Below are 14167 nucleotides of genomic sequence, written 5' to 3'. Positions count from 1 at the left end.
GCGCCCGGGGTCTGTTTTTTCTGGCGTATTTGCAGCATCCACCCTAGTTGCGGAGTAGATCCCGATGACACCCGAAGAGCATTTGAAAGCTGGTGATCCCAGGGCGGCGCTGGAGGCGCTGCAGCAAAAGATCCGGGGTGATGCGAGCAATGCCAAGCTGCGGGTTTTCCTGTTTCAGCTGCTGTGTGTGCTGGGCGACTGGAACCGGGCGATTGCCCAGCTGAAGGCGGCGGCGGGTCTGGATGAAGGCGCCACGGTGATGGCGCAGGCCTACCGCGAGGCGATCATCTGCGAAGTTTACCGCGAGAAGGTTTTTGCCGGTGAAAAGGCGCCGCTGATCCTGGGCGAGCCGGAGCAATGGCTGGCGCATCTGATTGAAGCGCAGAAACTGCTGGCGCAGGGCAATCCCAAGGAAGCCGCCGAGCTGCGCGCGAAGGCGTTTGATGCGGCCCCGGCCAGCCCCGGCGAGATCAACGGCAAGAAATTCGACTGGATCGCCGATGCCGATATGCGGCTGGGTCCGGTGCTGGAAACGGTGGTGAACGGCAAATACTACTGGCTGCCGTTTGCGCAGATCGTTTCTTTCGAGGCCGAGGAGCCGAGCGATTTGCGCGATGCGGTCTGGACGGCCGGCACGCTGACCCTGGCGGGCGGCGGTTCGGTGGCGGCGATGATCCCGACGCGGTATCCGGGCAGCGAAAAAGCCGACGGGCTGTCGATGCTGGCCCGCGCCACCGTGTGGGAGGATGCCGGGGCGGACACCTATACCGGCCTCGGCCAGCGGCTGCTGACGATCGGCGATGAAGATATTGCCATCATGGATGTGCGCACACTCCGGATGGATGGGCATGACGTAGAGAATGGCTGACAAAACACTGGCCGAGCGCCTGCAGCCATCGCTGCTGGACCGGCTGACAGACAATGCACCTAGCGATCTGAAGGAAACCCGCGAGAGCCGGGTGATCGATCTTTCGCGCTTGCGGGACATCATTCAGCGCGATCTGTCCTGGCTGCTGAACACGCAGAATGTGGAAAGCCATTTCGATGCGCGGAGATATCCGTCGGTCTCGGCTTCGGTGCTGAACTACGGGCTGATCGAGGTGGCGGGCGAAGCCTCGACCAGTGAAAAGGCCGAAGCGATCCGCCAGTCGATCAAACAGGCGATTGCCACCTACGAGCCGCGGATCATCGAAGGGTCGGTGGATGTGCAGCTGCAGGATGGCACTGATGCCACCGAGATGACCGTGGGGCTGGAAATCCGTGCCGATATGTGGGCGCAGCCGATGCCGCTGGAGCTGTATTTGCGCAGCAAGGTCGATCTGACCACCGGCGAAGTGGAAATGGAAAGGGCCATGTAAGATGGATACACGGCTGCTGACCCATTACGAAAATGAACTGAACTACCTGCGCGACATGGGCGGCGAGTTTGCTGCCGCCTATCCCAAGATCGCCGCGCGGCTGGGAATGGAAGGCGTTGAGGTTCTTGACCCCTATGTGGAACGGCTGCTGGAGGGGGCCGCCTTTCTGACTGCCCGCGTCCAGCTGGAGCTGGAGCTGCAGTATCCGAATTTCACGTCGAACCTGCTGGAAATCATCTATCCGCATTACCTGGCGCCGACGCCGTCGATGATGATTGCGTCGTTTGAGCCGGATGTGGCGAATTCGGCGGTCAAAAGCGGCTATGTGCTGAAGCGGGGCTCGACCCTGCGGTCGCGGCTGACCGAGGGCGAACAGACGCCGTGCGAATTCCGCACCTCTGCCGATCTGACGATGTGGCCGATCCAGATCACCGAGGCACAGTATATCGACGGCCGCGGCGAACTGGTCGCGGCGGGGGTTGCTGCGGGATATGATGCCCGCGCGGGCATCCGGCTGCGGATCAAGCGGATTGACGGCGATCCGATCAGCAAACTGGGGATGGATGATCTGTCCCTGTATCTGACCAGCGAGGCGGGCAACAGCTGGCCATTGCTGGAGCTGCTGTGCACCCAGGTGCAGGGGATCGTCGCGCGCTCCACCGACCGGCGGGCGGATTGGCAGCTGCCGCTGCGCGGCGCCAAAGTGGTGCAAAAGGGTTTCAGCCCGGAGGAGGCGCTGCTGCCGCTGCCGCGCCGGGTCTATGACGGCTACAGGCTGCTGCAGGAATATTTTGCGATGCCGGAGCGGTTCCGTTTTGTGGAACTGCAGGGGCTGCAGGCGGGGCTGAAGAAATCCGCGGGCAACGAGGTTGATCTGTATATCCTGCTGCGGGAGGGGATGCCGGAGATTGCCCCGATCATTGTGCCGGATGTGTTCAAGCTGAACACGGTGCCGGCCGTGAACCTGTTTGAAAAGCGCTGCGACCGGGTGCGGATTGCGCCGATCGATACCGAACACCATGTGATCCCGAACCGCACCGCGGGTCTGGATTTTGAGATCTACGGGCTGAACAGCGTGGTCGGGATCAGCGGCGAGGGGGAGGACGACGTGATCTTCCGCCCGTTTTATTCCGCCAGTGATTTCACCGCTGCGGGCGAAAGCCACCCGGCTTATTACACCGTCAAACGGCGGATGCGGCAGCGCTCGGAAAAGGAGCGCCTGCGCGGGGTGCGCAGCTCTTATCTGGGGTCGGAAGTCTATCTGACGCTGGTGGACCGGTCGCAGGTTCCCTATTCCCCGGGGCTGGAGCAGCTGGCGGTCAACGCGCTGTGCACCAACCGCGACCTGCCGATGCTGCTGGCCACCGGCAATGACGATGTGTTCCACCTGCCCGAAGGCGGCCCGGTGCGCAAAGTGACGCTGCCGGTCTCGCCAACCCGCCCGCATCCGACGCTGGCGCAGGGGGATACCGCCTGGCGGCTGATTTCGCACCTCAGCCTGAACTACGTGTCGATTGCCGAAACCGGCAAGGGCCAGTCGGCGGAGGCGCTGCGCGAGCTGGTCGGGCTTTATGCGCCCCTGGGCGACCGGGTGACGGAGAAGCAGCTGGAGGGGATCCTGTCGGTGGCCGCCCGGCCCATTGTGCGGCGGATGAGCGACGAGATCCTGTCGACCGCGGTGCGCGGGCTGGAGATCACCCTGGGCTTTGATGAAAGCTATTTCGAGGGCAGCAACATCTATGTGCTGGGGGCCGTTCTGGAGCGGTTCTTCCGCGGCTATGCCAGCATCAACTCATTCACGGAGACAGTCCTGAAGACTGAAAAACGCGGGGAAATTGCCAGATGGCGACCGGAAAAGGGCCTCGGCCGGACGATCTGAGCCTGTATGGCCGGTTGGCCATGGCGCCTGAAAAGCACCATGTTTTTCAGGCCCTGCGGGTATTGGAAGCGCATTTCGATGACGCCCCGCGTCTTGGCGAAAGCCGCCGCCCGCGCGAGGACAAGCTGCGCCTGGGGCAGGAGGCGGAACTGGCGTTCCCGCCCTCGACCATTGCCGCATTCAAGCCGGCCGAGGGGGGCAAACCTGCTGTTCTGACCAACCGGTTTTTCGGCCTGTTCGGGCCGCAGGGGCCGCTGCCGCTGCATCTGACCGAATACGCCCGCGACCGCAAAAGGAACCACCGCGACCCGACGATGGTGGCCTTTGCCGACATGCTGACGCACCGGCTGATGAGTCTGCTGTACCGGGCCTGGACGCAGGGGTCTCCGGCGGTCAGTTTCGACCGGGCCGATGATCCGATGGCGCGCAAAGTGTCCTCGCTGATCGGCTATAACGGGTTCAAGTTCACCGGCCGGGACGACATGCCCGATCTCGCCAAGCTGCATTTTGCCGGCCATCTGGCCAAGGGCGCCAAGAATGCCGAGGGGCTGGTGTCGATCCTGTCGGCGTTTTTCGAGGTGCCGGTGCATCTGCAGGAATTTGTCGGCAGCTGGCTGGAGCTGGAGCCGGACGACCGCTGGCAACTGGGCTATGGCGGGCTGGGCCAGTCCACCAGCATCGGCGACAAGGTCTGGAGCCGCTCGGCCAAGTTCCGGATCCGCATCGGGCCGCTGAAACTGGAAGATTATGAGCGGCTTTTGCCGGGCGGCGAGGCTTTGAAACGGCTGCGGGCGATTGTGCGCTCCTATGCCGGGGATTTTCTGGATTGGGATGTGAACCTGATCCTGGCCGGCGACGAGGTGCCGCGGGCATCCTTGGGCGGCACCACCCGGCTGGGCCATACCAGCTGGATCCGGTCGCGCCCGGACCCCGACGCGGACCAGCCGGACGTGAATGATTTATACCTGTACCCGGGATTTGGCGCCGGGGCTGAAGAGCGAGTAGAGGGAGGGATTTAAGATGACCGAGATCAGCCGCGTGGCGCTGTTTGGCAAGCTGAACAAGCTGGGATACCAGGCCGTTGAGAGCGCAACCGTGTTCTGCAAGATGCGGGGCAACCCCTATGTCGAACTGGTGCATTGGCTGCACCAGCTTTTGGCGCAGCAGGACAGCGACATTCACCGGATCATCCAGCATTATGATCTGGATGCCGGAAAGATTGCCACCGAACTCACCCGTGCCCTGGATATGCTGCCGCGCGGGGCCTCGACGATCTCGGACCTGTCGGATCATCTGATGGATGCGATGGAACGCGGCTGGGTCTGGGGATCCTTGCTGTATTCTGCGGGTCAGGTGCGCAGCGGCCATTTGCTGCTGGGGATGCTGAAGACGCCGGCCCTGCGCAACATCCTGTCGAACATGTCGCCGGAGCTGGCGAAGGTCGGCGCCGATGATCTGGCGGACAACTTCCATGATGCCACCGATGGCTCGCCCGAGGAACGGCTGGGCGCGCAGGATGGCTCCAACGTCACCGGCGGCGGCGCCGAGCCGGGCGAGGCCTCGGGGTCGATGGCGCCGGGCGCGATGGGCAAGGGCGAGGCGCTGGAGCAGTTCTGCACCGATTTGACTGAACAGGCGCGCAACGGCGAGATTGATCCGATTGTCGGGCGGGACGAAGAAATCCGCCAGATCGTCGACATCCTGATGCGGCGCAGGCAGAACAACCCGATCCTGACCGGCGAGGCAGGGGTCGGCAAGACCGCTGTGGTCGAGGGCTTTGCCCTGCGGATTGCGCGCGGCGACGTGCCGCCTGCCTTGCATGATGTGCGGCTGCTGGTGCTGGATGTCGGCCTGCTGCAGGCAGGCGCCAGCATGAAGGGCGAATTTGAAAACCGCCTGCGCCAGGTGATTGACGAGGTGCAGGCCAGCCCGGTGCCGATTGTGATGTTTGTCGATGAGACCCACACGCTGGTCGGGGCCGGCGGTGCGGCGGGCACCGGCGATGCGGCCAATCTGCTGAAACCGGCGCTGGCACGCGGCACGCTGCGCACCATCGGCGCCACCACCTGGGCCGAGTATAAGAAATACATCGAGAAGGATCCGGCGCTGACCCGGCGCTTTCAGGTGGTCAAAATCGACGAGCCGGACATTCCGAAGGCGATCTTGATGATGCGGGGCATCGCTTCGATGCTGGAAGGCCATCACCGGGTGCAGGTGCTGGACGAGGGGATCGAGGCTGCTGTCAGCCTGTCGGCCCGGTACATCCCGGCGCGGCAGCTGCCGGACAAATCGGTGAGCCTGCTGGATACGGCCTGTGCCCGCGTGGCGGTCAGCCAGCACGCGGTGCCGGCCGAAGTGGATGACAGCCAGCGCCGGATTGAGGCGCTGACCACCGAACTGGAGATCATCGGCCGCGATGAAACGGCGGGTTACGAGGTTGCTGACCGGCGCGAGGCGGTGGAGGCCGCCAAAGCAGTTGAAGAGGAAAGGCTGGCCGGGCTGACCGAACGCTGGGACAAGGAAAAGGCGGTTGTCGAGGGCATTCTGGACCTGCGCGCCAAGCTCCGGGAGGGAGCCGCGCCCGTGGACGCTGATCCGGATGCCGGGGATGACGGTGCGGAGGGCGCTGCCGGAAGCCCGCTTGCGGAGGATGAGCGCGCCGAGCTGATGCAGCAGCTGAAGGACAAGAATGCCGAACTGGAAGCGCTGCAGGGCGACTCTGCGCTGATCCTGCCGATTGTGGATCATCAGGCCGTGGCGAGCGTGGTGGGCGACTGGACCGGCATTCCGGTGGGCCGCATGGTCAAGGATGAGATCGAGACCATTCTGAATCTGGAGGAACGCCTGGCGCAACGGGTGATCGGACAGGACCACGCGATGAAGATGATCGCCAAGCGGATTCAGACCAGCCGCGCCGGGCTGGACAATCCGAACAAGCCGATCGGGGTGTTCATGCTGGCCGGGACCTCGGGCGTGGGCAAGACCGAGACCGCGCTGGCGCTGGCCGAGGTGCTGTATGGCGGCGAGCAGAACGTCATCACCATCAACATGTCGGAATACCAGGAGGCCCATACCGTCAGCTCGCTGAAAGGCGCGCCTCCGGGCTATGTCGGTTATGGCGAGGGCGGGGTGCTGACAGAAGCAGTGCGGCGCAAGCCCTACTCGGTGGTGCTGCTGGATGAGGTTGAGAAGGCGCATCCGGATGTGCATGAGATCTTTTTCCAGGTGTTCGACAAGGGGGTGATGGAAGACGGCGAGGGCCGCATCATCGACTTTAAGAACACGCTGATCCTGCTGACGTCGAATGTCGGCACCGAGACGATCATGGATCTGTGTTCCGACCCGGACCTGATGCCGGAGCCGGAAGGCATGGCGAAAGCGCTGCGCGACCCGCTGGTCAAAGTGTTCCCGCCGGCGCTGCTGGGGCGTCTGGTAGCGATCCCCTATTATCCGCTCAGCCCGGAGATGATCGGGGAGATCACCAAGCTGCAGCTGGGCCGGATCCAGAAGCGGGTGCAGGAAACCCATGGGGTGCCGTTCGAGTATTCGGACGCCGTGGTCGAGGAAATCGTCAACCGCTGCCAGGAGCTGGACAGCGGCGGCCGGATGATCGACGCCATCGTCACCAACACCATGCTGCCGGATATCTCAAACGAATTCCTGCGCCGCCTGATGGAGGGCAAGGAAGTGCAGAAAGTCGCCATCGGGGTCACCGGCGGGGAGTTCACTTACGCGTTTGATTGATCGCGCCTGAGGGTAAACAGCGGGAAGGAAGCCTCATGGTTAAACATGTTGTCATGGACCTGAAGAACCTGGACATCAAAGTATCCGGGCTGGAGATGGTCGAACCGCCGAAACTGTCGTTCAAGGTGGTGGTCGAGCTCGACAAGAAGATGGAAAAGGGGGTCGAGAAAGACCCGCTTTTGCAGCAGGAATTCCAAGCCGGTGCCAATGAGGTGCTGGAGCAGACCAAGGACACGATCGAGAAAAAGTGCAAGGTGTTCGACAAGCTGTTTGTTCAGATGGTGGCCAAGGGCGCCACGGAAAAGGACATGGAAAAGCAGCTGAAAGGGCTGAATGAGGCCATCAAGACTGACGTCAAGGTGGCCGAAAAAGCCGCCGAACTGGCGGCGCAGAAGGCCTGGACCAGCCTGCAGAAGAAGAAAAAGGAATGGTCCAAGTTCAAGATCAAGATCGGCGTGTCCATCACCGGAACCCTGGCCGGGCTGGCAGTGAGCATCGCGGCGATGGCGACCTCGCCGTTTTCCGGCGGCGCGGGGGCGGCGCTTGGCATCATCGGCCTGATCAAATCCGGGGTGTCGCTGGCCAAGGACATCGGCAAGCTGGCGATCAGCATTGATCAGTCCAAGACCATCCTGGTGAAGAACCTGACGGTGGTGGAAAAGGCGGCCTCGAACAAGGCGCTGAATGCGGCGAATGAAGTGTCGGCGGCAGTGTTTCAGGAGTTTCTCGGGATCTCGCAGCCGTCGGTGAAAACGGTGGAGGATGCTGCCGATACGCTGAAGGCGAAATACGCCCGGATGGTCGTCAAAATGCACGATCTGTCGAAGACGCTGAACAAGATCCTGAAACAGCAGGAAAAGCTGAAGAAGGAGTTTCTGACCGAGGTCGGCAAGAAGCTGAAGAAGCATCCCGTCAAGGACAAGAAGACTCAGCTGGTGATGATCAGCAAGGCGCTGGATACGGCCCTGGCGGAAAACTATGCCCGGGTTCAGAACGCCATCGAAAAGATCCAGGCGATGTATGCTGAAGCGCGCGGCTGGGCCAGCAACATCAAGGACCTGATGAAACGGGTGAAGGCGCTGACGATCAAGGACCCCAAAGCGCTGAAGGTGTTCCGCGAGGGGCTGAAGTTCGCAGCCCTGGCACTGTCTCCGATTGATGGCAATTCGATCGCCACCGGCGCCAAGGATCTGGCTTTGGGCGTGGGCGGCGCGGTTGGCGGCTATGCCTACGACAAGATCACCAGCAAAGCGCTGGACGGGACCGTGTTCGACGCGGCCTGACGAATGATGAAAGACCGCCGGGCGCTGAGGGTGCCCGGCCAGAACCAAACGACCGGGTGGAGAATCGCAGTGGACAGCAGTGCGCAAACCGAAGGGACGCTACGGGACAGGGCCCGGGAATTTGTTGAGCGCGATTGGGTGACCAACTCCATTCTGGGGGTGATCATTTTCAACGCGATCACCCTGGGGCTGGGCACCTCTGATACTGTCAATGCCCATGCGGGCGGTCTGCTGAATGTGATAGACCGGGTGGTGCTGGGCATCTTTGTGGCGGAGCTGGCGCTGAAGCTTTTTGCCTATGGCCTGCGCTTTTTCACTTCGGCCTGGAATATCTTTGATCTTCTGGTGGTTTCGGTCGGCCTGCTGCCGGACAGCCAGGGGCTGTCTGCCCTGCGCGGCCTGCGTGTGGTGCGCGCCTTGCGGCTGTTGTCCGTGGTGCCGCAGATGCGGGCGGTGGTGCAGGCGCTGCTGGATGCCTTGCCTGGAATGGGCGCTGTGATCGTGATGATCTCGATCGTGTTCTATGTGTTCGGGGTGATGGCAACGCTGATGTACGGCGATGCCTTTGATATCTGGTTCGGCACCCTTGGGCGGTCGCTGTATTCGCTGTTCCAGATCATGACGCTGGAAAGCTGGTCGATGGGGATCGTGCGCCCGGTCATGAATGTGTTCCCCTATGCCTGGGCGTTTTTTGTGCCTTTCATCGTGATCACCGCGTTTTCGGTGCTGAACCTGTTCATCGGCCTGCTGGTGAACACAATGCAGTCAGCGGTGGAAGCGGAAGCGGAGGCCGAATTTGAAAAACTGCGCGACCTGGTGAAATCGGAGACCGACGTTGTGGATGCGCATGTGATGGAGCTGCATGAGGAGATCAAGGCGCTGAGGTCAGAGATTGCGCAGCTGAAAGGAGGGGGCAATGGCTGACAGCTCGCAGAAGTTCATTGCCCGCAACCGGGCGCCGCGCGTTCAGATCGAATATGACGTGGAGCTGTATGGCGCCGAAAAGAAGGTGCAGCTGCCCTTTGTGATGGGCGTGCTGAGCGACCTGGCAGGCAAATCCACGGTCGAGCAGCCCGCGGTTGCCGACCGCAAGTTTCTGGAAATCGACGTCGACAATTTTGACGAGCGGATGAAGTCGATGGCGCCGCGCGCTGCGTTCACGGTTCCCAACACGCTGACCGGCGAGGGCAATCTGGCGGTCGATCTGACGTTCAAAAGCCTGGCGGATTTTTCGCCGGGGGCCATTGCTGCCAAGGTGGACGCGCTGCGTCCGCTGCTGGAGGCGCGCACCCAGTTGCAGAACCTGATGGCCTATATGGACGGCAAGACCGGCGCCGAAACGCTGATCGAGACGATCCTGAACGATCCGTCGCTGCTGGCGGCGGTCTCGGCGCCGCCGGGGGACTCCGGCAGCGCGGCAGCCTTGGAAAGCCTTCGCAGCCTGGAGTTGCCCGGGGAAGAGGCCGACAGCAGCGATGATGTACTGGCCGGACTTGCGGCTGCGGCACCGGAGGCTGCTGCGCCCGCGGATGAATCCGGCGGGGTTCTGGACGCGCTGCGCGACGCGGCGCCAGAAGATCAGGCGGCCGAGGATGCCTCGGCGGGGGTTCTGGAAGGCCTGCGGGGGGCGCCCCCCGGGGATGCAGCCCCCGAAGATACGTCCGCTGACGTGCTGGCCGGTCTGAGCACCGCCGCACCGGCAAACCCCGAACCGCAGGACATCGCGGCGGATGCCTTGGCGGCTCTGGCTGCGACCGGCGTGCCGGAAATGACAGAAGAGGACGGCGCCGCATCTGTTCTGGAGGGGCTGGCGCAGGCCGCTGTGCCGGAGTCGGCAGCCGAGGATGCTTCCGGAAATGTGCTGGACGGCCTGCGGGCGGCGGCGCCGGCTGAGGAGGACAATGAGGACGCATCGGCAGAGGTTTTGGCAGGCTTGAGCGCTGCGGAGCCGGCTGAGGAAGACCAAGGGGATGATGCCGGTGAGGCGCTGGCGTCGCTCGCCGCGGCAGAACCGCTGGACCCGGAAGAGGAGCACGGGGCGGACACAGTTCTGGAGGGGCTGGCGCAGGCGGAGCTGCCTGAAGCGGAGGACGCCGATACCTCCGGCGATGTGCTGGCCGGGCTGGCGGCGCAGGAACCCGCGGACGCTGGCGCGGAGGATGCGTCAGGGGCTGCTCTGGAAAGTCTTGCAGCCGTGGAAGTGGCGGAAGCTGAACTGGATGATCATTCCGGTGTTCTGGGCGCGCTCGCGGACATTGATGTGCCGGAGCAGGCAGACACGGCGGCGGAGGATGCGCTGGAAGGCCTGGCGGCGGTTGAAACTGCAGAGCAGCCCGCGGAGGACCACTCCGGCATCCTGGACGGGCTGGCAGAGCGGGCGCCGGAGGATGAGACGGAAGACGATACCGCGGGTGCCGCCTTGGAGAGCTTGGCGGCGGCAGATGCCCCGGACGCGGATGCTGCTGATGAGACTGCATCGGTTCTGGATGACCTGGCCGCGGTCGAAGTGGACGGCGGCGGCGATGACACGGCGGGGGCCGCTCTGGACAGCCTGGCCTCGGTGGAGATCGCCGAGGACGGGACCGAAGATGTTGCCGGCGTTCTGAGTGAACTTTCAGATGTTGCGCCGGAGGCAGAGGATGACGGCGGCGAAGCCGCTGCGGTGCTGGACAGCCTGGCTGAAACAGCCGTCGAAGACGATGTTGAGGAAGACAGCCTGGACGACGTTCTGGACGGCCTGCTGGACGATGCTGACGCGGAGGAAGACAGCGGCAGCGCGGCAGAGGATGCACTGGACAGCCTGGCCCCGGCTGAGACTGAAGAAACGGCGGGAGACGAGGCCGGTGATATTCTCGAAGGCTTGCTGGAGGGCGGTCTGGAACAGGACGAAGACACGGATGAAGATCCGGGCGCGGTGCTGGACAGCCTTGAAACGCCCGAGGAAACAGACGGCGGGGACAGCGCGGCAGATGTGCTGGCCGGGCTGGCGGAGGATCTTCCGGAGGACGCGCCAGTGGAGGAGGATGGCCTGGACGGCATCCTTGGCGGGCTGGATGAACCGGAGGACGATGCCGGGGACGGCGATCTGAGCGCTGCACTGGACACGCTTGAGACCCCTGCTGAAGATGAGGCCGGGGATAGCGGTCTGGATGATTTGCTTGCGGGTCTTGGCGGCGATGCGCCGGGCGAGGACGCGGCGGAGGACGTCCCGGATGACATACTGGCGGGCCTGGCCGAAGACGAAGACGCTGGCGGGGCTGACAGCGCGGGCCTGGATCCGGAGGCATTGCCGGCGGGTGGAGAGGATGCGGAGGCGCCGGCCGGAGATGATACTCTGGACAGGCTTCTGGGAGACCTGACTGACGAGGATGAGTCTGTATCCGCGGAAAATCCCGATGTGCTTTTGAGTGAACTGGAGGAAGAGCCGTCCGTGGATTCAGCGGAGGATGGCAGCAGCCTGGATGAACTGCTGGGCGGTTTGGACATTTCAGATCCCGCAGATGAGGACAGTTCCGAACTGAATGCGCTTGTTGATGGCGGGGACGCGGATGGCGGCGATGATTTGGACAGCTTGCTGGGCAGTCTGGACGAGCCGGAAGATACCGCCGCTGGAGATGAAGACGACAGCAGCCTGGATGATCTGCTGGGCAGTTTGGACGATGAAACCGCCGCCGAGGATGACGCGGCAGGCGAAGATGATCTGGATGCGCTGCTGGGCAGTCTTGATGCGGACGGCGCAGAGGCGGCGGAGGGTGCCAGCCTTGATGAGCTTCTGGGTGATCTTGGGACTGAGGAAGAGGAGGGCGATCTGGACGGTCTGCTGGCAGGTCTCGGCGAGGAGGCTTCGGCGGAGGAGGCGGAAGATGACGGCAGTGCCGAGGATGACCTGGATGCGCTGCTTGGCGGTCTAGGGGATGCGGAGTCCGACCTGGACAGCCTGATGGGCGATGACGGGGATATGGATCTTGATGATCTGCTGGGGGATCTTGGCGGTGATGACGAGGATGCAGGGGACGCGGGCGGCGAAGATCTGGGCGCGCTTTTGGATGATCTGGACGCCGGGGGGGATGACCCCGCGGCAGAGGCTGCGGCGGTTGACGTGCCGGATGATCCTGAATTCGCTTATGGCACCCTGAGCGCGGACCGGCCTGACGCGCAGAAGTTGGAGCGCAGGCGCTTCCGGCTGGCGGTTCTGGGTGATTTCTCAGGCCGGGCGGCCAGGGGCCAGCTGGAGACCGGCGATGGTCTGGCGGCGCGCAAGGCGATCCTGCTGGATCCTGACACGGTCGAGGATGTGATCGAGAGCTTTGCGACCAAGCTGGTGCTGCCGATCGGCAAGGAGGGTGCCGGGATTGCGGTGAAGCTGGAGGATCTGGACGGGCTGCACCCGGATGAACTGTATGAAAACGTTGAGCTGTTTTCCGAGCTGGTGGGGCTGCGCAAACAGCTGCAAAGCGGCGCGACCGCGGATCACGCGGCAACCACGCTGAAGGCCTGGGCTGAGAAATACGGCACCAGGGCGCGGGCGCCGAAGCGGACCTCGGCGGGCAATTCAGTGCCGGCCGACAGGCGGCTGAGCGCCTTTCAGCAGCTGATCGGGGCAACTGGCATCACCCCGCGCCCGGCCACGCCGGTGGAGGAGTTGCTGGCGCGGGTTGTCGGCCCGCATATCCGGGCGCTGCCGGACCCGGATGCGGCGGCCATGCAAAAGGCGGTGGATGAAGCGCTGTCGGATGCCATGCGGCTGGTGCTGCACCATCCTGAATTCCAGTCGGTGGAGGCGCAGTGGCGCTCGCTTGACCTGATGGCGCGCTCGATCGAGGACGACGATACGCTGGATGTGATGCTGTATGACATCTCGGCCGAGGAATTGGCGGCGGATCTGGCGGCGGAAGAAGACCTGTCGAAAACCGGGTTTGTGCGGCTTTTGACCGGCGAGCCGCTGGACGAGGAGACCGGGCGCGGCGGTTATTCGGCGCTGATCGGCATGTATCAGTTTGAAGAGACGCCGCCGCATGCGGAGCTGCTGGGCCGTATTGCGCGGGTGGCGGCGCATGTGGATGCGCCGTTTTTTGCCGCGATTTCGCCGGAGTTCCTGAAGACGCCGAAGGCGGAGCGGCCCAAGCTGGTAGCGGACGCCTGGGATACGCTGCAGGGCATGGCGGAGGCCGGGCATCTGGGGCTGGTCAGTCCGCGGTTCCTGCTGCGGCGCCCCTATGGTGAGAAGACCGAACCCTGTTATGAGTTTGATTTTGAGGAGTTTACCGAAACAGAAGGTCTGAAGGGCATGCTTTGGGCCAATCCGGTGGTGCTGGTGGCAATCCTGCTGGGGCGGTCGTTCCGTGAGAACGGGCCGTCTCTGCAGCTGGGTAAAATCATGACTTTGGGGGAGATGCCCTATCATTATGTGAACGACAAGTTCGGCGATCAGGTGGCGCTGCCCTGCACCGAGCGCAATATTGACCTGGATAAGATTGCGCTGGCGCAAGAACGCGGATTCATGGCGGTGAGCGCGGTCAAGGGGCGGGACGAGGTGCGGCTGACCTCCTTCAATTCGCTGAAGGGCAGCGAGATTCTGGGGCCCTGGACCGGCTTGCCGGCGCCCGAGCCCTCGCCGCCTGATCCGCGGGGGATGCCGGAACCGGCAGCTCCTGCGGGCGATACTGAGGACAGCGATGACCTGGATCTCGATTTGGATCTGGGCGGAGATGATGAGGATGTTCCCGGCCTTGATGATCTTGATCTTGGAGACGGCGGCGGGGATGACGATGGTCTCGGGGATCTGGACGATCTGTTGGCGTCGTTCGGAGACGACGGCGATGACGATGACGACGACGGGGAAATGGATGCAGACCTCGCCGCACTTTTGGATGATTTATGATGCGAATGTTTGAGAACACTGC

Annotated in this window: 8 protein-coding genes and 1 pseudogene; all 9 read left to right on the top strand. The window is 63.3% G+C overall.

Annotation, left to right across the window (positions count from 1 at the left end; translation table 11 throughout):
- Positions 1-64: 64 nt before the first annotated feature.
- The 9 genes and pseudogenes from METH_RS22335 (at position 65) to METH_RS25310 (ending at position 14145) form a co-directional block, all read left to right on the top strand.
- A complete protein-coding gene (locus METH_RS22335; protein WP_024092588.1) occupies positions 65-868 on the top strand; it encodes a type VI secretion system accessory protein TagJ in 804 nt (267 codons plus the stop codon).
- Entirely contained in the window at positions 861-1358 is a 498-nt protein-coding gene (gene tssE / locus METH_RS22330; protein WP_024092587.1) for a type VI secretion system baseplate subunit TssE, read from the top strand. The genes METH_RS22335 and tssE overlap by 8 nt, the downstream gene beginning before the upstream one ends.
- 1 nt (position 1359) lies before the next feature.
- Positions 1360-3237, top strand: coding sequence for a type VI secretion system baseplate subunit TssF (gene tssF, locus METH_RS22325; protein WP_024092586.1), 1878 nt, complete (start codon positions 1360-1362; stop codon positions 3235-3237).
- Positions 3201-4256, top strand: coding sequence for a type VI secretion system baseplate subunit TssG (gene tssG, locus METH_RS22320; RefSeq protein ID WP_024092585.1), 1056 nt, complete (start codon positions 3201-3203; stop codon positions 4254-4256). Before tssF ends, tssG begins: the two co-directional genes overlap by 37 nt.
- 1 nt (position 4257) lies before the next feature.
- Positions 4258-6981: a type VI secretion system ATPase TssH gene (gene tssH, locus METH_RS22315; RefSeq protein ID WP_024092584.1), complete on the top strand. Its 2724-nt coding sequence runs from the start codon at positions 4258-4260 to the stop codon at positions 6979-6981.
- Between the two features lie 35 nt (positions 6982-7016).
- The gene (locus METH_RS22310) at positions 7017-8264 is read left to right on the top strand and encodes a hypothetical protein (protein ID WP_024092583.1); all 1248 of its coding nucleotides are present in this window, start codon (positions 7017-7019) and stop codon (positions 8262-8264) included.
- 69 nt (positions 8265-8333) lie between these two features.
- Positions 8334-9188, top strand: a complete 855-nt coding sequence (locus METH_RS22305) for an ion transporter (protein WP_024092582.1) — start codon at positions 8334-8336, stop codon at positions 9186-9188.
- Positions 9181-9693, top strand: a pseudogene (tssB, locus tag METH_RS25095) (type VI secretion system contractile sheath small subunit); the annotation flags it as partial. The gene METH_RS22305 and the pseudogene tssB, both read left to right, overlap by 8 nt.
- 339 nt (positions 9694-10032) lie before the next feature.
- A complete protein-coding gene (locus tag METH_RS25310; protein ID WP_342667109.1) occupies positions 10033-14145 on the top strand; it encodes a type VI secretion system contractile sheath domain-containing protein in 4113 nt (1370 codons plus the stop codon).
- Positions 14146-14167 lie beyond the last annotated feature (22 nt).

The sequence above is a fragment of the Leisingera methylohalidivorans DSM 14336 genome (assembly GCF_000511355.1).
Taxonomy (GTDB): domain Bacteria; phylum Pseudomonadota; class Alphaproteobacteria; order Rhodobacterales; family Rhodobacteraceae; genus Leisingera; species Leisingera methylohalidivorans.
This window is presented reverse-complemented; position numbering and strand designations above follow the sequence as displayed.

Excerpts from the sequence above, each read along its gene's own strand:
- METH_RS22335 (WP_024092588.1), top strand. The coding sequence starts at position 65 with ATGACACCCGAAGAGCATTTGAAAGCTGGTGATCCCAGGGCGGCGCTG.
- tssE (WP_024092587.1), top strand. The coding sequence starts at position 861 with ATGGCTGACAAAACACTGGCCGAGCGCCTGCAGCCATCGCTGCTGGAC.
- tssF (WP_024092586.1), top strand. The coding sequence starts at position 1,360 with ATGGATACACGGCTGCTGACCCATTACGAAAATGAACTGAACTACCTG.
- tssG (WP_024092585.1), top strand. The coding sequence starts at position 3,201 with ATGGCGACCGGAAAAGGGCCTCGGCCGGACGATCTGAGCCTGTATGGC.
- tssH (WP_024092584.1), top strand. The coding sequence starts at position 4,258 with ATGACCGAGATCAGCCGCGTGGCGCTGTTTGGCAAGCTGAACAAGCTG.
- METH_RS22310 (WP_024092583.1), top strand. The coding sequence starts at position 7,017 with ATGGTTAAACATGTTGTCATGGACCTGAAGAACCTGGACATCAAAGTA.
- METH_RS25310 (WP_342667109.1), top strand. The coding sequence starts at position 10,033 with ATGACAGAAGAGGACGGCGCCGCATCTGTTCTGGAGGGGCTGGCGCAG.